Origin of the sequence: Pelagibacterium lentulum (assembly GCF_003992625.1) — a bacterium.
GTDB classification, from domain to species: domain Bacteria; phylum Pseudomonadota; class Alphaproteobacteria; order Rhizobiales; family Devosiaceae; genus Pelagibacterium; species Pelagibacterium lentulum.
The window spans coordinates 36,018-60,452 of the sequence record NZ_RZMW01000038.1; the positions used below are offsets into that span (position 1 = coordinate 36,018).

Below are 24,435 nucleotides of genomic sequence, written 5' to 3' on the forward strand. Positions count from 1 at the left end.
GTTATCGCGATGTGGCGAGCGCTGCAGCGATCTGCGCGGCGACTGCGGCGTTGTTTTTGACCAGCGCGATGTTGGCAACAAGGCTCTTACCGTCCGTCAGCTCGAAAATACGGTTGAGCAGATAGGGCGTGAGATCCTTGCGGGTGACGCCTTGTGCCTCAGCATCGGCAATGGCCGAGGCAATGCGGGCGTTGATTTCATCGGCCTCAAGAGCATCAGCCTCCGGGATCGGGTTGGCAACGAGAACACCGCCAGCCATGCCCAGATCGGACTGGATGGCAATGAGGCGCGCAACTTCTTCTGCCGTATCGGCGCGATAATCTACTGGATAGCCGCTTTCGCGCGCAAAGAAGGCCGGGAAGGCATCGGTGCCATATCCGATGACGGGAACGCCATTTGTTTCAAGCACTTCCAGCGTTTTTCCAATATCGAGAATCGACTTTGCACCCGCGCAAACAACGGCAACCGGGGTTTGCGACAATTCGGTGAGATCCGCAGATATGTCAAAGGTGGTTTCCGCGCCACGGTGAACGCCGCCAATACCGCCGGTTGCAAAGATTTTGATGCCAGCGAGCGCCGCGATCTGCATGGTGGTGGCTACCGTTGTGCCTGCCGTTTTGCCCTTGGCGAGAATGGCGGCAAGGTCGCGCCGTGAGGCTTTTGCAGCGTCCAGCCCCGTCCGGGCGAGCGTTTCGAGATCATCGCCAGCAACACCGACGCACAGCTTGCCGCCCATGACCGCGATGGTTGCCGGAATGGCGCCGTTGTCACGCACGACCTTTTCGACCGCGAGCGCGGTTTCGAGGTTTTGCGGATAGGGCATGCCGTGGGTGATGATTGTGGATTCGAGGGCGACAACGGGTTTGCCCGCATCGAGCGCAGCCTGAACTTCAGGGCTTATGGAGAGATAGGCGTTCACACGATAACCTTTGTGTCTTGCAACTGGCGCAAGCCAAATCACAAAGCGGGGCAAACCGCAACCGCGCTAAATCTGTGTCGAGCGATAGCTCTGATTGGCAAGGTCGAGAAAGGCGTGAACCGAGGCCGCAAGGGCCCCTTTCTTGCGGCGCGCGATCAGCAATTGCCGTTTGGCCCAATCTTCGGACAACGGGGCGTAAACAAGGTCGGTCCCCGCCAGAAGATGAATGGAGGAATTTCGCAAGAATCCGATGCCGAACCCGGCTTCGACCATGCGCACAAGCGAGGGAAAGCTTTCGACATTTACGCGCTGACCCAGCGTACGCCCGGCCTTGTGCGCGGCTTCATTGAGCAGGCGGTCCAGCGCACCGGTATGGTGGACGCCCACCACCTCGTAATGCACCACTTCGTCAAAGCTGATCGGCTTGCTTTTGGCGAGTTGGGTGCCCAGCGAGTGATCGGGCGAGGCGATGACCCAGACGTGATCGTCCTCGAAAGGGGTCACTTCAAAGCGCGTGAAATCGTAATTATCGGCGACGATGGCGACATCGACCTGCGCATCTTCGAGCGCGGAAAGCGCGGCACGGGCCACCATCTCACGGATGTCGAGGGCAACATCAGGATGGGCACTTGCATACTCGGCCAGAATTTCCGGCAGGCGACCCGAGAGCGCCGAACTGGACGAGGCAATGCGCAACTGACCGCCCTGCCCCGAAGCAAAGCGGGTCATGCCGGTTTCCAGATCAGCGATTTCGCGGAAGATGCGACGGCAGCCTTCGGCATAGGCGGTGCCTGCATGAGTGAGCGTTACGCCGAGCGCAGAACGATCAAACAGTACGGCACCGAGGCGGCTTTCCAAATCGGCAATGCGGCGACTGATCGCCGAAGGGGCGATGCTTTCGCGCTCGGCCGCCTTGGCAATCGATCCGTCGCGGGCCAAGGCGAGAACCAGCCGTGCGGTTACCGGATCGAAATTTGTCATTTAGGCCCTGCTCATCAGCGAATCTCTACGCGCGGAAATTATAGCAGGTTTTGGCGCACGCATCCGAAGTTGAGCGGCGCTTGCGATTAACGTACGCTCAGTTGCTGGCCCCCGGGAATGAATCCCGGGGCGACGGTGGTGTTTTTTGCCAGGCGTTAGTGAAAGAACCGAGAGGGACGCATAAGCGTAGCGTTATACGATGCCGCCGGAGCCGCCGGTGACTGCAGGACGTTCGGCAGCAACTTTGGCCCGATAGCCTGCTGCGCGATAGGCAGCGATGGGATCGATAGCTGCGCCTTTGCGCTGACGCGCCATGGCGAGTATGGGCTCGACATCTGTGCGGAAAGCCTTTTTGAGCGTCTGGGCAGCCATAAGCGCGTCATTATCCTCTTGGAAGGACTTGAGCGCGCCGCGATCAACCAGAAGCGCCTGCGCATAGGCGCGTTGCACTTCCATCGCACTCTGCATGAGGCTTTCGATGGGATCGGTCACGTTATGGCTCTGATCGAGCATGTGGGCCGGATCGAAGCCTTCTGCGCCGCGCTGTTCGGCATCGACAAGTTCATTGAACACAAGGAAGAGCCGGAACGGATCGATTGAGCCGGTATCGAGGTCGTCGTCACCGTACTTGGAATCGTTGAAATGGAAGCCGCCCAGCTTTTTGAACTGGATCAGGCGGGCGACGATCATCTCGATATTGACGTTGGGGGCATGGTGGCCGAGATCGACAAGGCAATAGGCCTGCGGGCCCAATTCCTGCGCGATCATGTAATTGGTGCCCCAATCCTGCACGACGGTGGAATAAAAGGCCGGTTCGTACATCTTGTGCTCGGTGAAGATGCGCCAATCGGCAGGCAGTGCCTTGACCACATCCTTCATGGCATCGAGGTAGCGCTCGAACTGGGTGGTGAAATTGGTCTGGCCGGGGAAGTTGGAACCATCACCAATCCAGACCGTGAGCGCCTTGGATCCGATGGCCTTGCCGATTTCGATACATTCGATGTTGTGCTCGACGGCCTGTGCGCGGGTGGCGGCACTGGCGTGGCTAAGCGAGCCGAATTTATAGGAGTGCTTCTGGCCTTCTGCGTCGGAAAAAGTATTGGAGTTCATGGCATCAAAGCCGAGCCCGAGGGTATCGGCCTTTTCGAGCAGGGCTTTGGGGTCGGCCTTGTCCCACGGAATATGCAGCGAGACGTTGGGGGTGGCGCCGGTCAACTGGTGAATAACGCCGCAATCGTCGAGCTTGTCGAAGATGTCGCGCGGTTCGCCAGCGCCGGGGAAGCGGGCAAAGCGCGTGCCGCCGGTGCCAACGCCCCATGAGGGGACGGCCACGCCATAAGCGGAGACTTTTTCGACGAGTTTTTCGATGTCGATATTGCGTCGCGCCAGGTGTTCGCCAAGGGCCGCGTAATCGGCGTACAAGGCCTTGGCGTGCTTGTCGTTATTGGCTCCAATCTGATCGGAGCCGATCTTGTATTCAGCCATTTTTTCCTCCCAGAGAGCCAATCAGCGCGTGAAGCTTTGTGCGTTGCCCGCGTCGACGTTGATGATGTTGCCGGTCGATTTTGCGGATGCTTCCGAAGCCAGGAAATAGATGGCTTCAGCAATATCTTCGGGGAACACCGAACGCTTGAGCATGGAGCGTTGACGGTAGTGCTCTTCGAGCTCGTCGGTATCCATGTTGTAGGCGGCGGCGCGCTGTTCTTTCCATTCCCCGGTCCAGATCTTGGAGCCGCGCAAGACAGCGTCAGGATTGACGACGTTAACACGGATCTGATCGGCGGCCCCTTCAAGCGCGAGGCAGCGCGCGAGGTGGATTTCGGCGGCCTTGGCCGTGCAATAGGCCGAGGCGTTAGGCGACGCGGCAAGCCCGTTCTTTGAGGCGACGAAGACAATGTTGCCGCCGATTTTCTGGGTATGGAACAGGTTGAACGCAGAGCGGCTGACAAGGAAGTAACCTGTCGCCAGAATGTCCATGTTCTTGTTCCAGAGCGCCAGTGTGGTTTCGCCAATCGGTGCCGAGGATGCCAGACCGGCATTGGAAACGAGAATATCGAGGCCGCCGAACTCGCGGGCCGCATTGGCAAAGCCATCGATGACGGCCTGCTCGTCGGTCACATCGACCCGAACCGCGCGCACGCTGTCCTTGCCGAAGGCGCCGGACAATTCCTCGCTTGCTGAGCCGAGTGCCTTTTCATCGATGTCAGCGAGGATGACGCAGGCGCCTTCGCGCAGCAGCCGGACTGCAGTTGCCTTGCCAATCCCCCCTGCTCCGCCGGTCACAAGCGCGATCCGGCCTGCCAGCGATTTGGGCTTTGGCATACGTTGCAGCTTTGCTTCTTCAAGCAGCCAATATTCGATGTCGAAGGCTTCCTGTTCATCAAGGCCGCGATAAGTCGAGACCGAGGACGCGCCGCGCATGACATTGATAGCGTTGATATAAAATTCAGCCGAAACACGGGCCGTGGCCTTGTCCTTGGCGAAGGTAATCATGCCCACGCCGGGGATGAGATAAACAACGGCGTTGGGATCGCGCATGGCGGGCGAGTTGTCCCGCTTGCAGCGCTCGTAATATGCGGCGTAGCCCTCGCGATATTGGGCGATTGCACCTTCGAGACCCTCCAGCACTGCATCGACATCAGGCATTGCCGGATCGAAATCGATCACCAGCGGCGCGATCTTGGTGCGCAGGAAGTGATCGGGGCATGAAGTGCCTAGCGGCGCGAGATCGGCCAGCGCGTTGGAATTGACGAAATCGAGAACAGTCGCGGAATCGTCGAAATGGCCAACCTTATGGCTATCGGCCGAGATCATGCCGCGAATGGCGGGCATCAGCTTGCTAGCAATCGCCTGACGCTGAGCGGCATCGAGCGCCTTGACCTTTTCGCCGCCAAAAGCGGGTTTATCGGCCGTTTTCTGATCGAGCCAGGCAATGGCCTTGTTGATGGTGGCGATGGTGGTTTCGTAACAGGCTTTCGGCGTATCCCCCCAAGTGAACAAGCCGTGGCTTTCGAGGATCACGCCTTTGGCATCGGGATTTTCAAGACAGAACTTTTCCAGCCAAAGGCCGAGTTCAAAGCCGGGGCGCTTCCAGGGTAACCAGCCGATTTCATCGCCGAAAATCTCCTGGGTCAACGCCTTGCTGTCAGCACTGGCGGCAATTGCAATGATCGCGTCCGGGTGCATGTGATCGACGAATTTGCGCGGGACATAGGCGTGGAGCGGTGTATCGATGGAGGCAGCGCGCGGATTGAGATTGAAGGTACAATGGGGCAGATAGCCCACCATCTCGTCTTCATATTCAACGCCGCGATAGATGTCCTTGAGCGCGCGGAGCTTGTCCATGTAAAGCGTTGAAAAGCCATCGCGCTTGATGGTGCCGACATCGCCGCCCGAGCCCTTGACCCAGAGGACTTCGACCTCCTCGCCGGTCAGCGGGTCCTTTTCCATGATTTTGGACGAGGTGTTGCCGCCGCCGTAGTTGGTGACGCGCATGTCCGAGCCCAGCAGGTTGGACCGATAAACCAGCCGGTCAGCCTCGTTCATCGATGCCGCTTTGACATCATCCCAAAGATTGTCGAGACGCGTGGACGCGACGGTAACGGCCATTGGATCCTCCCAATACAGAAATGGCGAGCATTTGCCCTTTGTTGGCGTTTTGCACCTAACACCCGCGAGTGTCAATCATAAACGATCATAAACAATCATAAAACATCATGTTTCACGAGATGGGCGCGAAATATGATTGACATTGATTGAAATTGGTGAAAACGATAGTGGCAAGGGAGAACTATTCAGATGCATGAGCGTGAGCGCCACAGGGTCATATTGTCCGCGGTACAGTCGCGGCCAGTCGCCACGGTGACGGAACTTGTGGAGCTTACCGAAACCTCGGAAGCAACCATTCGGCGCGATATTGCGGCTTTGCATGTGCAAGGCAAGCTGCGGCGCGTTCGCGGCGGTGCAGAAGCGCTGACCCCGCCCACGCAGGCGGGCCTGATCGGGCGTCCCTTTTCGGTCAACGAAACAATCAACATCAATCTCAAGCGCGCAATCGCCAAGGCGGCGGTCGAAATGTGCGCCGACGGCGATTCCATTATCATCAATGGTGGTACAACCACCTATCAGATGGTGTTTCACCTTGCGCATCGGCGCTGTCAGGTCTTTACCAATTCCTTTCCCATCGCCAGCCACCTGCTCGCCAATTCGCGCAACAGTGTGATCGTACCGGGCGGAACGATCTATCGCGAGCAGAATATCATCCTGTCTCCGTTCGAGAGCGATGTGACAAAGCATTTTTATGCACGCCGCATGTTCATGGGTGCGCAAGGAATCGGAGCGCATGGCGTTACCGAAGCGGACCCGCTCTTGATCCAGGCCGAGAACAAACTGCTCAATCAGGCCGATGAACTGGTGGTGCTGGCCGACTCCTCGAAATTCAAGCAGCGCTCAAGTCTGATTCTGTGCCGGCTGGAGCGCGTGCATACCATCATTACCGATCGCGGGTTGCGCGACGAGGACCGCCAGATGCTCGAGGACAAGGGCGTCGATGTCATCGTAGCAGAGGCCGGAGAAGCCGAAAAACAAGAATCTTCATCGGTCGCGTGACGACCGGGACAATAGCCAAAAGCCAAAAAGCTCACCATATTCCAAGGGAGGAAACCATGAGCCTTGTAAAATCACTCATTGCCACAACTGCGCTGACCGCAGCGATGTTTTCATTCGCTGCCCCCGCGCAGGCCCAGACACGCATTGCGCTGCTGGTGAAATCGCTCGGCAACGGCTTTTTTGAGGCCGCTGCGCGCGGTGCCGAGGAGGCCGCTGCTGAACTTGGCGATGTTGAAATCATCTATACCGGCCCGACTGAGCCAACAGCCGAAGCCCAGATCGAGGTCATCAACGCACTGATCGCCCAGCAAGTGGACGCGATTGCCATTTCGGCAAACGATCCGGATGCGGTCGTGCCGGCCCTACAGCGCGCGATGGATCGCGGCATCACCGTTATTTCCTGGGATTCAGGCGTAGCCCCTGAAGGGCGTGCAATGCATCTCAACCCCTCGTCCAATGAGTTGATCGGCAATACCATCATCCGGCTCGCCGCCGATCATCTGCCTGAAGGCGGCGAGGTTGCCATTCTCTCGGCAACGGCAACCGCAACCAACCAGAACATCTGGATCGAGGAAGCGCGCAAGGTCTTGCCCGAATACGAAGGCATCGATCTCGTTGCCGTGGTTTATGGTGACGATCTTTCGGACAAGTCCTATCGCGAGGCCCAAGGCCTGATGCAGACTTATCCAAATCTCGACGCGATCATTGCACCGACCACGGTTGGTATCGTTGCTGCTGCGCAGGCTGTGACCGATGCGGGTAAGATCGGTGAGATCAACGTCACTGGCCTTGCGCTGCCTTCGGAAATGGCGGGGCACATCCATTCGGGCGCCAGCCAGTCCTTTGCGATCTGGAACCCGATCGATCTGGGCTATTCGGCGGCCTATATCGCCCACGCCCTGGCAACGGGTGAAGCGACAGCCAACGAAGGCGACATCATCGGAATCGGCCGTGTAGGCGAAGTCATGATCGGTGAAAACGGCGAAGCGGCAATGTCCGATCCGTTCACCTATGATGCATCAAATGTGGATGAGTTCGCCGAAATCTTTTGATCGGCTTCACAAATCCGGCCCGGAGATTTCGACCGGGCCGGAAACCCTATATTTACGCCTGACGCCTGACGCATTCGTCTCACTCGGGTGTTGCAGATTTTGCCATGAGCCAAACGATGCACAAGGTGCTTGAAACAGAAGCGGCCGCGCCGAGCCTCACCCTTTCGGGGATTTCCAAATCCTTCCCCGGCGTCAAGGCCCTCGACAACATTGCGCTGGAGCTATACCCCGGCCAAGTGACCGCGTTGATTGGGGAAAACGGGGCAGGCAAATCCACGCTGGTCAAGATCATGACGGGCATTTACCAGCCCGACGGTGGTGCGATAACGCTCAATGGCCAAGACATAACCCTGCCAACCGCTCATGCGGCGCTGGGCCTCGGGATTACCGCGATCCATCAGGAAACCGTGCTGTTCGACGAACTTTCGGTTGCTGAGAACATTTTTCTTGGCCATGCGCCCCGCACGCGGTTCGGGATGATCGACTGGCGCAAACTGCGTGCCGAAGCAAAGGACATCCTTGCGTCAATGGGGGCGCCGATCGATCCTAACGCGCGCCTCAAGGACCTCTCGATCGCCAACAAGCATCTGGTCGCTGTTGCGCGTGCCCTCTCGATTGAGGCGCAAATCGTCATCATGGACGAACCGACCGCTGCGCTGTCACACAAGGAAATCGAGGAACTGTTCGTTCTGATCGATCTGCTCAAGCAGGACGGCAAGGCGATCCTTTTCATCTCGCACAAGTTCGATGAAATCTTCCGGGTTGCCGACCGCTACGCCGTCTTTCGCGACGGGGAGATGGTGGGTGCAGGGTTGATGAAGGATACCGAGCAGTCCCAACTTGTGCGGATGATGGTCGGGCGCTCGGTCGAACGCGCTTTTCCCAAGCTGGATGTAACGCCGGGCGATGTGGTTCTCGATGTCAACAATTTGAGCCATCCCACTGAATTTGAAGATATTTCCTTTTCTCTGCGCGAAGGCGAAATTCTTGGCTTTTACGGGCTTGTCGGTGCCGGGCGCACGGAAGTCATGCAGACGTTGTTCGGGATCACCAAGCCTTCCGGTGGCAGCGTGAGGCTGGATGGAAAACCGGCATTAGCTAAAAACCCGGCAAAGGCGATTGAGAGCGGCATCGTTTATGTGCCCGAAGAGCGCGGGCGACAAGGCGCCATCACGGGGCTGCCGATTTTCCAGAACATTTCCCTGCCCTCGCTCAAGAAAACGTCGAAATCGGGTTTTTTGCGACTGGCCGAAGAATTTGCGCTGGCGCGCAAATATTCCGAACGGCTGGACCTGCGCGCCTCCTCGCTCAGTCAGGAAGTCGGCACCCTTTCGGGCGGCAACCAGCAGAAGGTCGTGATCGGCAAATGGCTGGCGACGGCGCCACGGGTCATCATTCTGGACGAGCCGACCAAGGGCATCGATATCGGATCCAAGGCGGCGGTGCATGAATTCATATCCGAGCTGGCGGCGGACGGCCTGGCCATCATTATGGTTTCGTCGGAGTTGCCCGAAATCATGGGTATGTCGGACAATGTAATCGTCATGCGCGAGGGGCGGATTGCCGGGCGTTTTGCGCGGGAACATCTCGATGCGGAAACGCTGGTGCGGACCGCGGCGGGCATTGAGGGAGATCCGGCATGAAAGCGCTTCTCAAGCATCGCGAACTGATCCTTGTAGCGGCGATTGCGGTTCTGATCGGTCTGATTTCGCTGCGGTTTCCCGCCTTTATTGCACCGCGCAACATGGTGCGCGTTTTCGATGACACATCGATCCTCGCCATTCTGGCATTGGGGCAGATGCTGGTGATCCTGACACGCTGCATCGACCTATCAATGGCTGCGAACCTTGCGTTGTGCGGCATGGTCATGGCCATGCTCAATGCTGCATTTCCCGGCATCCCAATGCCGCTATTGCTCGCGGTCGGGATTTCGCTAGGCGCAGGTCTCGGGGCGATCAACGGGCTGCTGGTCTGGAAGCTGGATATTCCCTCGATCGTTGTAACGCTTGGCACAATGACGATTTTCCGCGGCTCGATTTTCCTGCTTTCGAGCGGGCAATGGGTGAATGCCCACCAGATGAGCGATGCGTTCAAGGCGCTGCCGCGCGCGGTGATGCTGGGATTGCCTGTCTCGTCATGGATCGCCATTGCGGTGATCGGATTGTTTGTCTTGCTGATGAGCCGGACGCCGTTGGGGCGCTCGTTTTACGCTGTGGGCGTGAACCCGACTGCTTCCGTTTACACCGGCATCGATGTGGGCCGGACGCGGTTCTTCGCCTTCACCATTGCCGGGGCAGTCGCCGGGCTGGCAGGGTATCTGTGGGTGGCGCGCTATGCCGTTGCCTATGTGGATATTGCGGGCGGGTTTGAGCTGCAGATCATTGCGGCGTGTGTGATCGGGGGCATCTCGATTGCCGGTGGTATCGGCACCGTGGGCGGTGCTGTGCTGGGCGCATTGTTCCTTGGAGTGGTCAATAATGCCCTGCCTGTCATCAATGTTTCGCCCTTTGCCCAGATGGCCATTTCGGGCGCGGTGATCGTGATTGCCGTGATCTTCAATGCCCGCAATGAACGCAAGAAGGGCCGTATCATTCTCAAAAAGGCCGAAAAGGCAGAGGTTGCCCCATGAGCGCGGTAAGCCATTCTCCCCGCAACATTCCCGACCGGTTGGAAAGCCCGTTCAAATCGGCGCTGAAAAGCTGGGAAATGCTGCTGATTATCGTCGCGATTGCGATCTTTGTCGCCAACAGCTTCGCCTCGCCCTATTTTCTCAATCCCTGGAGCCTTTCGGACGCGACATTCAATTTCACCGAGAAGGCGATCATCGCGCTGGCCATGGCGATGGTGATTATTTCAGGCGAAATCGACCTCTCGGTCGCCTCGATCATCGCGCTGGCCTCAACAGCAATGGGCTTTGCGCTGCAATTTGGTGTCGATACGCCGACGCTTGTCGCCATCGGGCTGTTGGTGGGCGTTGCCTGCGGCGCGTTTAATGGCATGCTGGTGAGTGGCCTCGGCCTGCCCTCGATTGTCGTCACCATCGGCACGATGAGTCTTTTCCGCGGCATTGCCTATATCGTTCTGGGTGATCAGGCGTTCCGGGGCTATCCGTCCGATTTCGCCTTTTTCGGACAGGGCTATGTCTGGTGGGTGATCTCGTTTGAGCTGGTGCTGTTTCTGGCGCTGGCGGTTGTGTTTTACATCATATTGCACCGCACGAGCTTCGGGCGTTCGGTGTTTGCCATCGGCAATAACCCGGTGGCGGCGCAGTTTTCAGGCATTCGCGTGCGACGCATCAAGTTCATCCTGTTTATCCTGACAGGGCTGATGTCGGGAGTGGCGGCGGTGCTGCTGACCTCGCGGCTGGGCTCTACCCGCCCCTCAATTGCGTTCGCGTGGGAGCTTGAAGTGGTGACGATGGTGGTGCTGGGCGGCGTTTCCATTCTCGGCGGCGCGGGCAGCATTTTCGGGGTGGTGATCGCGGCCTTCATCATGGGGCTTGTGACCTTCGGGCTGGGGCTTTTGAACGTGCCGGGGATCGTGATGTCGATCTTTATCGGGCTGATGCTGATTTCCGTCATCGGGTTGCCGGTGGTTATTCGGCGCGTGCGGGCAAGGATGGCGGCGTGACGACGTATGTAGGCGTTATCGATATTGGCAAAACCAATGCCAAATGCGCTATTGTGGATATGGACCGGTTGGAGGAAGTGGCGGTTCTGACGACGCCAAACCGGGTGCTCGATGGCGCGCCTTACCGCCATTTCGATATTGAAGGTATATGGGCGTTCCTCACTTCGGCGATTGCCAAGCTCAATGTGGAATACAGGCTTTCGGCGCTATCGATCACAACGCATGGCGCCTGTGCGGCGCTTGTCGCCGAGGATGGCGCGCTGGCATTGCCGGTGCTCGATTATGAGAGCGATGCGCCGGATCGGTTCGCTGCCGATTATGACGCGGCAAGGCCCGATTTTGCAGCAAGCTATTCGCCGCGCCTGCCCGGTGGGCTTAATCTTGGCGCGCAGCTTTACTATCAGGCGCAGGCCTTTCCGAAAGCCTTTGCTAAGACCAAGTGGATTTTGACCTATCCGCAATATTGGGCATGGCGGCTGACGGACGTGGCGGCGAGCGAGTTGACCTCCATCGGGTGCCATACGGACCTTTGGGATTTCGGCGCCAATGACTTTTCAGCGCTGGTGAAAGACAATGGCTGGACGGCGCAATTTCCGCCAATCCGCAAGGCATCCGATGTGCTGGGGCCGGTACGTGAAAATTTGATTGGTGCGCTTGGGCTGGACGCTGGCATTCCGGTTTATTGCGGTATTCACGATTCCAACGCTTCGCTGGTGCCGCATATCCTCGGACGAGAAGGCAGCTTCTCGGTGGTTTCGACCGGAACCTGGGTGATTTCCTGCACGCCAAATGGCGCATTGAAGGGACTTGACCCCGAACGCGACAGCCTTGCCAACATCGATGCGTTCGGACGTCCGGTGCCGTCGGCACGCTTTATGGGCGGACGTGAATTTTCGTCACTCATTACGCAAAAGAATCCAAGCGCTGATAGCGCGAGCATGGCGCGCGTACTGGATGAAGCGATCATGCTTTTGCCGTCCGTTCAACAGGGATCGGGGCCATTCCCAAACAGGAAAGCACGCTGGAGCCAGCCAGCCGATAGCCTGCCACAGGCAGAACTTTATTGCACGGTCTCGTTTTATCTCGCGATGATGAGTTCTGTCGCGCTGTCGATGACCGGTGGGTGCGACGACATCGTGGTCGAGGGACCGTTTGCATCGAACCTGCCCTATTGCCGGATGCTGGCTTCGGCGACCGGGCGCCCGGTTATCGGCACGAAGGCCGCAACGGGCACCAGCATCGGGGCGGCGCTGCTGACGCGGATCGAGCAGCCGCTAGAGACTATAGAAGGGGCTTCGCAACGCCATCTGCCGGAACCGGGCATGGCGCTTTATGCAAAGCGTTGGTTAGAGGCGGCTTAGGCATCTTCTTGCCAATGGCGGCATTTGGAGGTGTGGCCAATACCAGGGTTGAAGGTGTTTGTCGGGTCGAGGGACTTGTAGAAGGCCGCAAGTTCGGGCTTGGCATGATAGAGGTGCCCAACATTGTGCTCAGCCGGATATTCGGCACCGCGCGCATCGAGCAGCTTCCACATCTCATGTTCGAGCGCGAGGCAATCCTCGCCCTTTTTGACCAGATATTCCTGATGCAGAACGTGGCAGAAGAAATGCCCGCAATAGATCTTGTATTCGATCTTGTCTTCGATTTCCGGTGGCAGCGTTTCAAACCAGTCGACCGTGTTGCGCGGTAGGGCAATATCGAGCGCCACAATGTCCTCGACCGTTTTAGTGTGCACAGCCCGATAGCGCACAACCGACCCGCCAACGGCAAAACGCAGCATGAAGGCGGCCCTGCCCTCCTCCTCGCTGCATTCAAAGTAATCGCCATTCTGCGTGGGGAAAGCCTTTGCAAGATATTGCCGCGCTTCTGCGATCCCGGCACCACCCATCTTGAGCATCAGGTGATGGGTATAGCGGTCGCGATAGGCATTCAGGCGTTTGGGCAGATGTTCGGGAAAAAGCCGTGTCACCCATTGCAGCAGATGATCGGAAATATTGCCCTTGAGGCCGAGCTTTTCCGTGATGCCATCGAACCAGCTTTTGGCGGCGAAGGCTTTGGGAATATGGTCGGTGCCGACATATTTCAAAAAGAGGAACAAGTCCTTTCCGTAGCGGCGGGCGGCATCGTAGGCGCCTCGATGGATATATTCGCCTGCAATCGGAAGGTTCTCGAAGGTGGAAAGGATATCGCGGCGGACGCGGCCAAGGTCTTCGGGGTCGTTGCTGCCGATATAGAAAACCGCAGTCTCCTTATCGGCCTCGAACGTATCGAGGCGCAGGGCGAAGACGGCAAGCTTTCCGGCAGAGCCCGAAGCTTCGTAATGGCGGCGCGGATCGGCATTGAAGCGCGCAGGCGTTGCGGCGGCAATTTCGCGGATGTGGTTGTGATATTCCCTGTCGGACGCCCATTGGTTGGCGCTCGACGCAATATCTGCGGGCGTATATTGCCCGGAATCCAAGCGGGAAAGGATGGTTTCGGGATCTTCGCCCAATTCGACGCCGAGGTGATTGACGAGTTTGAGCGAGCCGTCCGCATCACGCTGGGCAAAGAGCGCAAGCTGAGTATAGGCCGGGCCGCGCTGAATAAGCGAGCCGCCAGAATTGTTGCAGACGCCGCCAGCAACAGACGCGCCGATGCAGGACGAGCCAATCACCGAATGCGGTTCGCGTCCAATGGCGCGCAGGCGCTTTTCGAGCTTATCGAGCGTAGCACCGGGCAAGGCGATCACCTGCCTGCCCTCCTCGATCAGATCGATACGATCCATGCGCATGGTGTTGACGATAACGATGGGCCGGTCATAGCCGTCGCCGAAGGGTGTGGAGCCACCCGTCAAACCGGTATTTGCCGCCTGCAGAATCACAATAACATCGGCAGCGACGCAGGCCTTGAGCACCTGCCACTGCTCGACCAGGGTGCCGGGACGCACGACGGCCAGAACTTCGCCATCGCCATAGCGATAACCCTTGCGATATTGGCGCGTCGCACGGTCGCCAACCAGCACATGCCGACGCCCGGCAATGGTGCGGAAACTATCGATCAATTCTTGCATGAAATCGTGGAACCCGGCTCGTTTCGGCGCTGGACATTCAGCGGATCAGATGAAGGCAATAACACCCTCCAAAGAGATGTTTGCCCCCATAACCGGGCGCGGTCAATGGGTGGGCGGCAGGCCGTTGCTGTTCACCAGGTAGCGGCAGGAATCGTTTTTGTCACATGTGACGACATGGTTTGCGCTAATTGTGTCTATCTGCACTTTTCCGTATTTTACTCAATAATTACAGCATGTTAGATTGTTATTGAATTGTCATTCAACGGACATAAAACTGTTTTGCACCCCTCATAGGTTGCTTCAACACCCCACGCTGGAACAGCGGCTGACGGAGAATTGTATGCTGCCTCATATTCTAGTCGTTGAAGACGAAGCCGATATTTCCCTGCTCCTGCGGTACAATTTTGAAGCTGAGGGATTTTCGGTCTCTAGCGCGGAAAGCGGAGACGAAGCCGACCTGCAGATTCGTGAAGCCAAGCCCGATGTGATCGTGCTCGACTGGATGCTGCCGGGAGCATCGGGGATCGAATTGTGCCGTCGCTGGCGTCTGCGCGAGGAAACGGCGCGCGTGCCGATCATCATGCTGACCGCGCGCGGCGAGGAAGAAGAGCGCGTACGCGGTCTAGCCATCGGTGCCGACGACTACATGACCAAGCCCTTTTCGATGCCCGAGTTGATCGCGCGGGTTAAAGCCCTGCTGCGCCGCTCCAGTCCGCATCTGATCGCTGCGGTTCTGAGCGCTGGCGAACTGGAACTGGACCGCTCAACCCATCGTGTGCGCCGGAACGGCAACGAACTGCATCTGGGGCCAACGGAATACCGGCTGCTGGAGTTTCTGATGCGCAATCCAGGCCGGGTTTATACGCGCGAGCAATTGCTCGACGGGGTATGGGGCGCGGATGTTTATGTCGACGAGCGCACGGTGGATGTCCATATCGGGCGGCTACGAAAGGCAATAAACAAAGGCCGGGCTAAAGATCCGATCCGCACCGTTCGCGGCGCGGGATATTCTTTCGATGAGAACTTCGGCTCCGGCGCCAGGCGTTAGAAAAATGGCGGGGCGGCATTAAAGCCGCCCGGAACTCCGCTTATTCGGCGCGGGCGGCCCAGTTGAGGCCACGACGCAGGATAGTTTTCATCTGCGGCACTTCAAATTCGCTGGCCACATGGCCTAACGAAGAGAAGAAGACCCTGCCCTGCCCGTAGCGGCGCTTCCAGACGACAGGCATGACAACGCCATCGATCCAATCGGCATGTTCGCCGGTGAATGTCGTGGTGGCCAACACCTCGTTGGATGGGTCAACGTGCATGTAATATTGCTCGGAGCGATAGGGAAAGCGTTCGATGCCCTCCATCACCGGGTCGTCGGGCCGGGTTACATCGACATGGTAATCGATGATGTCGCCCGGATGAGCGACCCACTGGCCGCCGCACATGAACTGGTATTCGGGAACCTCGCGGAACGCATCGCACATGCCGCCATGAAAGCCGCCGAGGCCAACGCCGGACTTGATGGCGCTGGTGAGGTTGTTGACCTCTTCCTTTTCGATTTTCGACATCGAGGCGATAGGCACGACGAGGTGCATGTCCTTGATGCCGGGATCGGCAAAGGCTTCGGTGGTGTCGTGGACATAGACCTTGAAGCCTTCCTCCTCGAGCATATCGCGCACGACCTGGGCGCATTTTTCCGGCTCATGGCCACTCCATCCGCCCCAGACGACCAGTGCTTCACGCATGAAATATTCTCCTCTAACAGTTTTAGGCCAGAACGCCGTTTTCAATGTTGTCCTTGAGCGGGGCTGGCCGTGCGGGCTGTGTGGTTATCGCAATGGCCGAACCCGATTTGGCCGAGCGCTCGATTGTTTCCATCACTTCGAGCGCATGCAGCGCCAGTTCGGCGCTTGCCCTATGCGGACGGCCCGTGCGGATGGCATGGGCCATATCGGCAAGTCCGATAGACCGGAAATTGCCATCCCAGTAGGGCATTTCGATGGAGTGGCTCTGCCAGTCCTCGCCTGTCTGGCGACTCTCTATCTCGCCGCCGAAGTGATTGGGATCGGGAACCAGCAGGCTCCCCTTGGTGCCGTAAAGTTCGAGCGGGGTGTGCTTGTGGCCTGCAACGTCAAAGCTCATGGTGATCTGAACGATGGCGCCATTGGCAAATTCGAGCATGCCGGCAATGTGGGTGGGCACCTCGACATCGATCATCTGGCCCTTCAATGGCTCGCTGCCGATGGGTCGCGATTTGCGCAGCATGGAAGCCATGCCGCTGACGCGCGTGACCGGGCCAAAGAGATTGACAAGATCGGTGATGTAATAGGGGCCCATATCGAGCATGGGCCCGCCGCCAGCCTGATAGTAGAAGGCCGGGTTGGGATGCCAGCGCTCATGGCCTGGGCACATGAAATATGCCGAACCGCCAACGGGTTCGCCGATGATGCCGGAATCGACGAGATTGCGGCAGGTCTGGTGCGCGCCGCCGAGGAAAGTGTCCGGAGCACAGCCGACGAGAAGGCCGGTTTCCTTTCCCTTTGCAACAAGGCGCTGGCCGTCCTCAAAGGTTACGGCCAACGGCTTTTCCGAATAGACGTGCTTGCCGGCCTGAAGGGCATCGAGGCCAACCGGTACGTGCGCCTGCGGGATCGTGAGGTTGAGGACCAGTTCGATCGCGGGATCGGCCAGCAGCGCGTCGACCTCGACGGCATTGGTGCCGAACTCGGACGCCTTGGCGCGTGCTGCTTCCATATTGAGGTCGGCAACGGCCACGATGTCGAGAATTGGAAAATTGGCGGCAGCCTTGAGGTAGGCCGCCGAAATGTTTCCGCACCCTATGATTCCGACTCCGACCGGTCTGCTATCGACCATGATTCTCTCCTTGAATTCCGTTTTTATAGGCATGTCGCGCTGGCCCGGTCGTACTCCAAGGCGCGCCATAAAGCTCGCGGAGCGCCAATGCAGCCGCGCCGCGTGCCCATGCAGCATCGCCCGGCATGCTGACGACGATTTCCGAAACACCGGCCAGAGGCTCGGGTGTTGCATCGGCCAATGTCGCGATCAGATCGTTGAGCAAATGGTCACCAAGTGCGAGCGAGGATCCAACGAGAAATATCCGCGGCGGCGCCAGCATCGTTACGATGTTTGCAAGCGCCAGCCCCAACGATTTTCCCGCGCGGGTGGCGCTGAGAATGAGTCCTTCGTCGCCGCCTTCGATCCGTTTGACGATCTCCTGGGCGGCCTCCCCACTGCGTGCGCTTTCGCGCAGGGATTCAACGTCCTCGCTGCCGGCAATGATCGCCTCCTGCTCGGCAATCGTGGCCAAGCGTACTGGAGCAGCGCGGTCCGGTCCGCTGACAATAAGATCGCCAAGGTTGGGCGAAAGGCCGAGAGCTCCCCGGAAAAGCTGCCCCTCGTGCATGACGGCCAGCCCGATGCTATTTTCTAAGGATACCAAAACAAAGTCTTCAAGCGCACGCGCCTCGCCAAACCAGTATTCCGCCTGCGCGACGGCATTGGCGTCACTTTCAACGATTGTCGGGATACCCAAGCGCGCGACCATGGCCTCGGCAAGCTGGGCGTCAGGCTCAGCGATCAGGGCGCTGGCGCGCACACAGCCGGTGCCATATTCCACCACGCCGGGCAACGCCACCGAAAGGCTCGTAATCGCCTCAATGGTCAAACCGGCCTTGGTGACACAACTCCTGACCCCATCTTCTATGAGATAAGACAAGACAATCAGCGGTTCACGGTCCAGACGCACGGGAAGCCCCAACTCGCTGAGAACATCGCCCTGAAAATCGGTCACGACAAGGTGCATGCGATAGGGCGAAATCTTGACGCCAACGATACAGGCAGCATCGGGATTTAACGTAAGCATGACACGCGGGCGCCCCCGCCCGCCATTGCGAAGGTCGCCAATATGCTGCGGGGCAACAAGGCCATCGTCGATGAGCGAAGCGGTGATTGCCGAAACCGTGGTAGCCGACAATTCTGTACGCTCACAGATTTCCACGCGCGCAATTGGCCCGTGCCGGCGGATGGTATCGAGCACATGAAAGCGATTTATCGCCCGCATCAATTCTGGATCTGCTGTCTTCATCTCCCCGCACTACACACTTATTTTTATACCGATCACGGATTAATTTCTTGTCTTTTCTAGGCAGGCACCTCTTGAAACGCAACGGAAAACTTGGATTTCCAACGATTTTCACCAAGCCCGCTTGACAATTGGCCGCCTTGTGACGTTATTTTATCCGCAATAAAAAATAATTAATTGTCATGAAGAGGAGGAGAAATCATGACCCTGCGTTTCGACAAGCGGACCTTACTCGCCAGCACCGGATTCGCACTGGCAAGTTTGATGACGGTGGGAGCCGCATCGGCCCAAACCGAAGTGCGTTGGATGCACATTGAGGCCAATGCCGCCTATCTCGCGGTATGGGAAAGCCTTGTGGAGCAGTACAACGCGGAAAATCCCGATGTGAATGTCACCATGACATTCCTTGAAAACGAGGCATTCAAGGCGCGCCTGCCAACGCTGCTGCAATCGGACGCGGCACCCCATCTTTTCTACAGCTGGGGTGGGGGTGTCTTGCGCGCCCAGGCGGAAACCGGCCAGTTGATGGACCTGACCGATGCCATGATGGAAAATGACGGGGAATGGGCCAATTCTTACACCCCCGCATCGCTGGGTGGTCTGACCTTCGACGATCGGATCTGGGCAGTACCCTACCAGATGGGCACCGTAAGCTTCTTCTACAATCGTGACATTTTCGATGACGTCGGAATCAATTCCGAAGATCTGACCGATTGGGAATCCTTCCTTGATGCCGTCGAGCAGATCAAGGATGCTGGATACGTACCCATCGCGGTCGGTGGTGGCGAGCGCTGGCCGGTTCACTTCTACTGGAGTTATCTGGCCATGCGCATCGGCGGTCAGGAAGTGGTCGACAATGCCAAGACCGGTGCAGGAGAAGGCTTCAGGCATCCCGCATTTGTCCGGACTGGTGAGGAACTGGCCAGACTGGGGGCGCTTGATCCGTTCCAGCCCGGTTATCTTGCAGCCACTTGGCCCCAGACTCTGGGCTATTTCGGTGACGGCAACGCCGCCATGATCCTTTCGTTCCAGAACACCCACCCGCAACAGGCGAACAATGCGGCCGATGGCCAGGGACTTAGCCAGGACCAGCTCGGACGCTTCCCCTTCCCCTCGGTTGAAGGCGGAGACGGGCTGGTTACCGATACGCTGGGCGGGCTGGACGGCTGGGCGGTCAGCGCCGGTGCGCCTCCCGAAACTCTGGACTTTCTCAAATGGTTCACCAATGAGGAGAACCAGCGGATCATGGCACAAAACCGGATGATTATTCCCGTTGCCGTTGGCGCCGAGGACGGTGTGGAAGATCCGCTGATGCTGGAATCGGCTTTGCAACTGGGTGCGTCGACCTGGCACCAGAACTATTTCGATCAGGATTTCGGACCCTCTCTTGGCCGCGTCATCAACGACATCTCGGTTGAAATCGTCTCCGACAACATGTCGCCCGAACAGTCGGTACAGATGCTCGAAGACGAGTTCATGCTGCAATAATCGGCGCGATTGAAGACTCCGGCACCCGCATTCTGGTAAAATGCGGGCGCCGGATTAACTTGGGCGCATCAGGGAAATTGGCAGCCTATGACAAGCGGTATTCAGGCCCTGGCTAACACGGTCGGGCAAAAGATTCGAGAGAACAGCAGGCCGGTCCGCCATGATCGCCCCATAGGCCCGGCGCGCTGGCCTGTTATCATTCTCTTTCTGCCCCCTGCGCTGATGCTGTTCACGCTTTTCGTGATTATGCCCATAGGGGAAGCCGCCTGGTATTCGATGTATAACTGGACGGGCTACGGGCGGCCGGAGAACTTCGTCGGCACGCGCAATTTCGAGGTGCTGTTCCGCAACAATGCTTTCCGGCTGGCGCTCTGGAATACCGGCCTTATCATGCTGGTCTCCATCGTCATTCAGGTGCCGCTCGCGCTGTGGCTCGCGATGCTTCTGGCGCGCAAGATGCCGGGCGTTGTCGGCTTCCGGCTCATTTTCTTTCTGCCCTACGTTCTGGCCGATGTGGCGGCCGGCCTGATCTGGCGCTTTGTTTATGACGGCGATTATGGATTGTTTGCGGCCCTCTTTGGGTTTTTCGGGCTCGATTCCCCACACGTTCTGGCAGATCGCAATGTGGCGATTTACGCGGTCCTGGCGGTTGTGGTGTGGAAATATTTCGGCTTCCACATGATGCTGTTTATCGCAGGGTTGCAGGCCATCGACCGCAATCTGCTCGAAGCGGCAGATATCGACGGCGCTTCGGGCTGGCAGAAATTTCGCTATGTGACACTGCCACTGCTGGGTTCAACGGTTCGGCTCTCGATATTCTTTGCCATCATCGGATCGCTGCAATTGTTTGACGTGGTCATGCCGCTGACCGGTGGCGGGCCGTCCAATAGCACCGAAACCATCGTGACCTTCCTCTACAGCTACGGCGTGATGCGGATGCAGATCGGTTTCGGCAGTGCGGCCGGTGTCGTACTGTTCGTGATCTGCGTGGTTCTCGCCTTTACCTACAAAAGGGTTCTGATGCGCAATGACTGATGCCACAGCTACAGTGCCCGTAGGCACACGCAACACCCGCAGTCCCGGTACGCGTTTCGTCCATATGCTCTATATCTATGCGGCGCTGTTCATCGTTGCCTCGATTGTGTTGATTCCGCTGGTGACAACCGGTCTGGGTGGGTTCAAGACGCTTGGCGATCTGCGCACCAACCCCTTTGGCCTGCCGATCGATTGGCAATGGCAGAATTACGAAGAAATCCTGTTCTCCGAACGCTATTGGCGCATGTTGTGGAATTCGTTGGTGATCGGGTTCTGGACCACGTTTTTGACCTTGGCGGTGGCGGCAATGGCCGCTTTCACCCTCGCCCATGTGCGGTTCTTCGGCTCGGGCTACCTGCTCAATTATTTTCTTCTGGGCCTGATGTTTCCGGTCGCAACGGCTATCCTGCCCCTGTTCATCCGGGTGCGCGATCTAGGGCTGCTGGACAGTTATTGGGGCGTGGTGCTGCCGCAGGTGGCTTTTGGATTGGGCATGAGCATTCTCTTGATGCGCAACTTCTTCCGCAATGTGCCTCATGAACTCTTCGATGCCGCCTTTGTGGACGGATGCGGCTATATGAGGTTTTTCTGGTCGGTGACCTTGCCGCTCTCGCGTCCGATTATCGCAACGGTGGGCATCGTTGCTTTCGTCCAGAGCTGGAACAATTACATCATTCCTCTCATCATGCTGACCTCGGAAAGTAATTATCCTTGGCCATTGGGCATCATGAGCTACCGGGGAGAATACGGCACCGATTGGCAGATGATCCTTGCCTTTATTACGCTGACCATTCTGCCAACGGTCATCGTATTCTTTGCTGCACAAAAACACATCATCGCGGGCCTGACGGCTGGCGCGGTAAAAGGCTGAACGGGAGGAACGTCACATGGCACCAGTAAGCATCAAGGACGTCCGCAAGTTTTATGGCGAGCTTGAAGTCCTGCACGGGGTTTCGGTGGATATAGATGACGGTGAATTTGTCGTTCTGGTCGGTCCATCGGGTTGTGGCAAGTCCACGCTGCTGCGCATGATTGCAGGGCTGGAAGCAATCTCCGCAGGCACGATTTCGATTGACGGCAATGTGGTCAACGACATGGCGCCCAAGGAACGCGACATCGCGATGGTGTTTCAATCCTATGCGCTTTATCCGCATATGAATGTAGCCGAGAACATGGGCTTTTCGCTCAAGCTGCGCGGGGTGTCGAAGGCCGAAACGGAAAGCGAAGTGACGAAGGCTGCCGCAATCTTGGGGCTGGGCGATCTACTCCATCGCTATCCGCGCGAACTTTCCGGCGGCCAACGCCAGCGCGTGGCCATGGGACGGGCCATCGTTCGCGATCCGAAAGTGTTTTTGTTCGACGAACCGCTGTCAAATCTCGATGCAAAGCTGCGTGTGCAGATGCGTACCGAGGTCAAGGACCTGCACCAACGCCTGCGCTCGACCACAGTTTATGTGACCCATGACCAGATCGAAGCCATGACCATGGCAGACAAGATCGTTGTCATGCAGGGTGGCCGCGTCGAACAGGTGGGTTCGCCACTCGACCTCTATGACTCGCCGGACAATATGTTTGTTGCCGGCTTCCTCGGCTCGCCCGGGATGAATTTCATCACAGGTACCGGCCAGGGCGGTGAGGTGCCTTGCCTCAAACTGGCCGATGGCAAGACGATCAATGTGCACAAACCTGCTCAGGACTTTGATGGGCGTAACGTTATATTCGGTATGCGGCCAGAGCATATCGTGATCGATAGCGAGAAAGGCACTCCTGCCCGCGTTTCGGTGATCGAACCTACTGGATCGGAAACCCATATCGTCGCCCATATCGGCGAGCATGAGGTCGTTTGCGTGGTCAAGGAGCGGGTCAAGGTTCAGCCGGGCGATGAAATCCCGCTTGCTTTCGCAGCTCCTGGCTCACATTTCTTCGACCCCGAAACGACCCAGCGACTGCAATAGCAGCGATCCCTACTATCGTCGGAACAGCACACCGCCGAGCCAGCCGGTTGCAATTGCAATTGCAATCGCTGCTAGTCCATAGAGAAATGGGTGGTTGCGCGCAGCGTTGGCCAGAAAGCGCTCGAACCCTTCGGTGCGCACAATAAAGCGGCTGGTGGCCTGGGCCGTGATCTCGCCGTTCTGAACGACAAGTGCATGGGCGACAAAGGTGCCGTTCGGTACCGCCGCAGGCAACACGACGCGGGCAGCAAATGTGGTGGGTGAAAGAAAGCTCACCCCGCGTGGATTATGGGTGAACAGGCCGGAATTTCTCATCAGACGCACCAGTTCGGGCGTGAACCGGCCGGCATTGCCTTGCTGCATGGCCTGATTGGCAATACCGGAAAGACTCATGCGTGGATCGGCAAGAATTTCGGGCTCGACAATCTCCTCGATCGGGCGGCTGGAGAGGACGGCGAAATAACCGGGTAGTCGCCGATACACTGCATAGGCGGTGTTGAGCATGATACCGAACTGGCGCTCCTGCACGCGCACAATGCGATCGGATGCTGGCCCACGCACCAGAACGATTACGTCCATAGGTGCGGCGGGATCTGCAATACCGCTGGGCTCGATGTTGCCAAACAGCGTCACGGCCTGGCCGGTGAAATTGGAATGTATCGTGACCAGTGGATCGGAATTGGCAAAGACCACGCCCTGAGCTGCGCCCTGCCCCGTGGCAAGCAGCAGGGTTGCCATCGCGATGAGAATTACCCGCAACAAACTCATAGCACTTCCCCAAAACCGATAATCGACATGGAGAATGGGTCGGCCGGGCTAAGCAGCAGCGTCAGGGCAAAGCGCGCGGCAACGCCAAGCACGATAATCGCGAGCAGTGCCCGCAACTGGTCACCGCGCAGATATTGGCCGGCAGAGGCACCAAACTGCGCCCCGGCAACGCTGCCGATCATCAGGCAGAAGGCCAACAAAATATCGACCGACTGGGTTTGTACGGCATGGAGCACGCAGGTGACGGCCATGACCGCAATAAGGTGCAGAAGCGAAGTGCCAACCACCACTGTGCCGGGCACACGCAGGATGTAAACGAGTGCCGGTACGAGGATGAAGCCCCCGCCGATGCCAAGCAAAGCGCCGATGATCCCGATGCAAAAGCCGATCCCCATGACGGGGATGATGGAAATATAGAGCTTTGATTTCTTGAACCGGGCCCGCAGGGGCAGAATCTGCACCCATGAATGCTGGCCGGGCAAATGGCGCGGCGCCGGTGGGCCTGCCTTGCGGGACTTGAGCAGCGAGCGGATCGATTCAGCCATCATCAGAATGCCGATAGCGCCCAGAAAGATCAGGTAGCCCAGCGAAATGAAAAGATCGAGTTGACCAAGACTGCGCAGGATGCCGAAAATCCAGACGCCGACAAAGGCACCGCAAATGCCCCCGGCCACAAGATACGCGCCGAGCTTGATATCGATCGCCCCGCGCCGCAGATATGACAATGCGCCCGAAGTCGATGAGGCAACGACTTGGCTTGTGACCGACGCAACAGCAACCGGTGCAGGAACACCGGAGAACAGCAGCAGCGGCGTCAAAAGGAAACCGCCGCCAACCCCGAACAGGCCGGATATAAA

21 protein-coding genes are annotated in these 24,435 nt (G+C 58.0%); 11 read left to right on the forward strand and 10 right to left on the reverse strand.

Going from position 1 to position 24,435, the window contains the following annotated elements; genetic code table 11:
* Position 1 precedes the first annotated feature (1 nt).
* From EO133_RS12485 to EO133_RS12500, 4 genes are all read right to left on the reverse strand, one after another.
* The gene (locus EO133_RS12485) at positions 2–919 is read right to left on the reverse strand and encodes a pseudouridine-5'-phosphate glycosidase (protein ID WP_127072986.1); all 918 of its coding nucleotides are present in this window, start codon (positions 917–919) and stop codon (positions 2–4) included.
* A 66-nt stretch (positions 920–985) separates the two neighbouring features.
* Entirely contained in the window at positions 986–1,900 is a 915-nt protein-coding gene (locus EO133_RS12490) for a LysR family transcriptional regulator (RefSeq protein WP_127072987.1), read from the reverse strand.
* 192 nt (positions 1,901–2,092) lie between these two features.
* Positions 2,093–3,385, reverse strand: coding sequence for an L-rhamnose catabolism isomerase (gene rhaI, locus EO133_RS12495; protein ID WP_127072988.1), 1,293 nt, complete (start codon positions 3,383–3,385; stop codon positions 2,093–2,095).
* A gap of 21 nt (positions 3,386–3,406) precedes the next feature.
* Positions 3,407–5,509, reverse strand: a complete 2,103-nt coding sequence (locus EO133_RS12500) for a bifunctional rhamnulose-1-phosphate aldolase/short-chain dehydrogenase (protein WP_127072989.1) — start codon at positions 5,507–5,509, stop codon at positions 3,407–3,409.
* Between the two features lie 189 nt (positions 5,510–5,698).
* On the opposite strand from EO133_RS12500, the gene EO133_RS12505 reads away from it, so the two are divergent.
* From EO133_RS12505 to EO133_RS12530, 6 genes are all read left to right on the forward strand, one after another.
* Positions 5,699–6,508 carry a DeoR/GlpR family DNA-binding transcription regulator gene (locus EO133_RS12505; RefSeq protein WP_127072990.1) on the forward strand — a complete coding sequence of 270 codons (810 nt, stop codon included), beginning with the start codon at positions 5,699–5,701 and terminating at the stop codon, positions 6,506–6,508.
* Positions 6,509–6,564: 56 nt separating this feature from the next.
* Positions 6,565–7,560, forward strand: a complete 996-nt coding sequence (rhaS, locus tag EO133_RS12510) for a rhamnose ABC transporter substrate-binding protein (protein ID WP_127072991.1) — start codon at positions 6,565–6,567, stop codon at positions 7,558–7,560.
* Between the two features lie 104 nt (positions 7,561–7,664).
* On the forward strand, positions 7,665–9,203 hold the full coding sequence (locus EO133_RS12515; protein ID WP_127072992.1) for a sugar ABC transporter ATP-binding protein: 1,539 nt from the start codon (positions 7,665–7,667) through the stop codon (positions 9,201–9,203).
* Positions 9,200–10,189 carry an ABC transporter permease gene (locus EO133_RS12520; RefSeq protein WP_127072993.1) on the forward strand — a complete coding sequence of 330 codons (990 nt, stop codon included), beginning with the start codon at positions 9,200–9,202 and terminating at the stop codon, positions 10,187–10,189. The genes EO133_RS12515 and EO133_RS12520 overlap by 4 nt, the downstream gene beginning before the upstream one ends.
* A complete protein-coding gene (locus tag EO133_RS12525) occupies positions 10,186–11,190 on the forward strand; it encodes an ABC transporter permease (protein WP_127072994.1) in 1,005 nt (334 codons plus the stop codon). Before EO133_RS12520 ends, EO133_RS12525 begins: the two co-directional genes overlap by 4 nt.
* Positions 11,191–11,249: 59 nt before the next feature.
* The gene (locus tag EO133_RS12530; protein ID WP_371870919.1) at positions 11,250–12,551 is read left to right on the forward strand and encodes an FGGY-family carbohydrate kinase; all 1,302 of its coding nucleotides are present in this window, start codon (positions 11,250–11,252) and stop codon (positions 12,549–12,551) included.
* On the opposite strand, the gene dld is transcribed toward EO133_RS12530, so the two are convergent.
* Positions 12,548–14,239 carry a D-lactate dehydrogenase gene (dld, locus tag EO133_RS12535; RefSeq protein WP_127072996.1) on the reverse strand — a complete coding sequence of 564 codons (1,692 nt, stop codon included), beginning with the start codon at positions 14,237–14,239 and terminating at the stop codon, positions 12,548–12,550. The two genes, EO133_RS12530 and dld, sit on opposite strands and share 4 nt — an antisense overlap.
* A gap of 340 nt (positions 14,240–14,579) precedes the next feature.
* Between dld and phoB the strand changes: the two genes are divergently transcribed.
* Positions 14,580–15,287 (forward strand): phosphate regulon transcriptional regulator PhoB, encoded by a 708-nt coding sequence (gene phoB, locus EO133_RS12540; RefSeq protein WP_188681886.1) that lies wholly within the window; start codon positions 14,580–14,582, stop codon positions 15,285–15,287.
* Between the two features lie 40 nt (positions 15,288–15,327).
* On the opposite strand, the gene EO133_RS12545 is transcribed toward phoB, so the two are convergent.
* The 3 genes from EO133_RS12545 to EO133_RS12555 are packed head-to-tail and all read right to left on the reverse strand — an operon-like array spanning position 15,328 to position 18,335.
* The gene (locus tag EO133_RS12545; protein ID WP_127072997.1) at positions 15,328–15,975 is read right to left on the reverse strand and encodes a ThuA domain-containing protein; all 648 of its coding nucleotides are present in this window, start codon (positions 15,973–15,975) and stop codon (positions 15,328–15,330) included.
* Positions 15,976–15,997: 22 nt separating this feature from the next.
* Positions 15,998–17,104, reverse strand: a complete 1,107-nt coding sequence (locus EO133_RS12550; RefSeq protein WP_127072998.1) for a Gfo/Idh/MocA family protein — start codon at positions 17,102–17,104, stop codon at positions 15,998–16,000.
* Positions 17,094–18,335, reverse strand: coding sequence for an ROK family transcriptional regulator (locus EO133_RS12555; RefSeq protein WP_127072999.1), 1,242 nt, complete (start codon positions 18,333–18,335; stop codon positions 17,094–17,096). Before EO133_RS12555 ends, EO133_RS12550 begins: the two co-directional genes overlap by 11 nt.
* A 198-nt stretch (positions 18,336–18,533) precedes the next feature.
* Between EO133_RS12555 and EO133_RS12560 the strand changes: the two genes are divergently transcribed.
* The 4 genes from EO133_RS12560 (at position 18,534) to EO133_RS12575 (ending at position 22,810) form a co-directional block, all read left to right on the forward strand.
* The gene (locus tag EO133_RS12560) at positions 18,534–19,820 is read left to right on the forward strand and encodes an ABC transporter substrate-binding protein (protein ID WP_127073000.1); all 1,287 of its coding nucleotides are present in this window, start codon (positions 18,534–18,536) and stop codon (positions 19,818–19,820) included.
* A gap of 87 nt (positions 19,821–19,907) precedes the next feature.
* A complete protein-coding gene (locus tag EO133_RS12565) occupies positions 19,908–20,855 on the forward strand; it encodes a carbohydrate ABC transporter permease (protein ID WP_127073001.1) in 948 nt (315 codons plus the stop codon).
* Positions 20,848–21,726, forward strand: a complete 879-nt coding sequence (locus EO133_RS12570) for a carbohydrate ABC transporter permease (RefSeq protein WP_127073002.1) — start codon at positions 20,848–20,850, stop codon at positions 21,724–21,726. Before EO133_RS12565 ends, EO133_RS12570 begins: the two co-directional genes overlap by 8 nt.
* Positions 21,727–21,742: 16 nt before the next feature.
* Entirely contained in the window at positions 21,743–22,810 is a 1,068-nt protein-coding gene (locus EO133_RS12575; protein ID WP_127073003.1) for an ABC transporter ATP-binding protein, read from the forward strand.
* Positions 22,811–22,822: 12 nt separating this feature from the next.
* On the opposite strand, the gene EO133_RS12580 is transcribed toward EO133_RS12575, so the two are convergent.
* Entirely contained in the window at positions 22,823–23,578 is a 756-nt protein-coding gene (locus EO133_RS12580) for a TIGR02186 family protein (RefSeq protein WP_127073004.1), read from the reverse strand.
* On the reverse strand, positions 23,575–24,435 hold an 861-nt coding region (locus EO133_RS12585; RefSeq protein WP_164734894.1), incomplete at its 5' end, for a sulfite exporter TauE/SafE family protein. The genes EO133_RS12585 and EO133_RS12580, both read right to left, overlap by 4 nt.

Excerpts from the sequence above, each read along its gene's own strand:
- EO133_RS12555 (WP_127072999.1), bottom strand. The coding sequence starts at position 18,335 with ATGAAGACAGCAGATCCAGAATTGATGCGGGCGATAAATCGCTTTCAT.
- EO133_RS12575 (WP_127073003.1), top strand. The coding sequence starts at position 21,743 with ATGGCACCAGTAAGCATCAAGGACGTCCGCAAGTTTTATGGCGAGCTT.
- EO133_RS12505 (WP_127072990.1), top strand. The coding sequence starts at position 5,699 with ATGCATGAGCGTGAGCGCCACAGGGTCATATTGTCCGCGGTACAGTCG.
- EO133_RS12525 (WP_127072994.1), top strand. The coding sequence starts at position 10,186 with ATGAGCGCGGTAAGCCATTCTCCCCGCAACATTCCCGACCGGTTGGAA.
- rhaS (WP_127072991.1), top strand. The coding sequence starts at position 6,565 with ATGAGCCTTGTAAAATCACTCATTGCCACAACTGCGCTGACCGCAGCG.
- rhaI (WP_127072988.1), bottom strand. The coding sequence starts at position 3,385 with ATGGCTGAATACAAGATCGGCTCCGATCAGATTGGAGCCAATAACGAC.
- phoB (WP_188681886.1), top strand. The coding sequence starts at position 14,580 with ATGCTGCCTCATATTCTAGTCGTTGAAGACGAAGCCGATATTTCCCTG.
- EO133_RS12530 (WP_371870919.1), top strand. The coding sequence starts at position 11,250 with ATGGACCGGTTGGAGGAAGTGGCGGTTCTGACGACGCCAAACCGGGTG.
- EO133_RS12545 (WP_127072997.1), bottom strand. The coding sequence starts at position 15,975 with ATGCGTGAAGCACTGGTCGTCTGGGGCGGATGGAGTGGCCATGAGCCG.
- EO133_RS12520 (WP_127072993.1), top strand. The coding sequence starts at position 9,200 with ATGAAAGCGCTTCTCAAGCATCGCGAACTGATCCTTGTAGCGGCGATT.
- EO133_RS12490 (WP_127072987.1), bottom strand. The coding sequence starts at position 1,900 with ATGACAAATTTCGATCCGGTAACCGCACGGCTGGTTCTCGCCTTGGCC.
- dld (WP_127072996.1), bottom strand. The coding sequence starts at position 14,239 with ATGCAAGAATTGATCGATAGTTTCCGCACCATTGCCGGGCGTCGGCAT.
- EO133_RS12565 (WP_127073001.1), top strand. The coding sequence starts at position 19,908 with ATGACAAGCGGTATTCAGGCCCTGGCTAACACGGTCGGGCAAAAGATT.
- EO133_RS12570 (WP_127073002.1), top strand. The coding sequence starts at position 20,848 with ATGACTGATGCCACAGCTACAGTGCCCGTAGGCACACGCAACACCCGC.
- EO133_RS12580 (WP_127073004.1), bottom strand. The coding sequence starts at position 23,578 with ATGAGTTTGTTGCGGGTAATTCTCATCGCGATGGCAACCCTGCTGCTT.
- EO133_RS12500 (WP_127072989.1), bottom strand. The coding sequence starts at position 5,509 with ATGGCCGTTACCGTCGCGTCCACGCGTCTCGACAATCTTTGGGATGAT.
- EO133_RS12560 (WP_127073000.1), top strand. The coding sequence starts at position 18,534 with ATGACCCTGCGTTTCGACAAGCGGACCTTACTCGCCAGCACCGGATTC.
- EO133_RS12515 (WP_127072992.1), top strand. The coding sequence starts at position 7,665 with ATGAGCCAAACGATGCACAAGGTGCTTGAAACAGAAGCGGCCGCGCCG.
- EO133_RS12550 (WP_127072998.1), bottom strand. The coding sequence starts at position 17,104 with ATGGTCGATAGCAGACCGGTCGGAGTCGGAATCATAGGGTGCGGAAAC.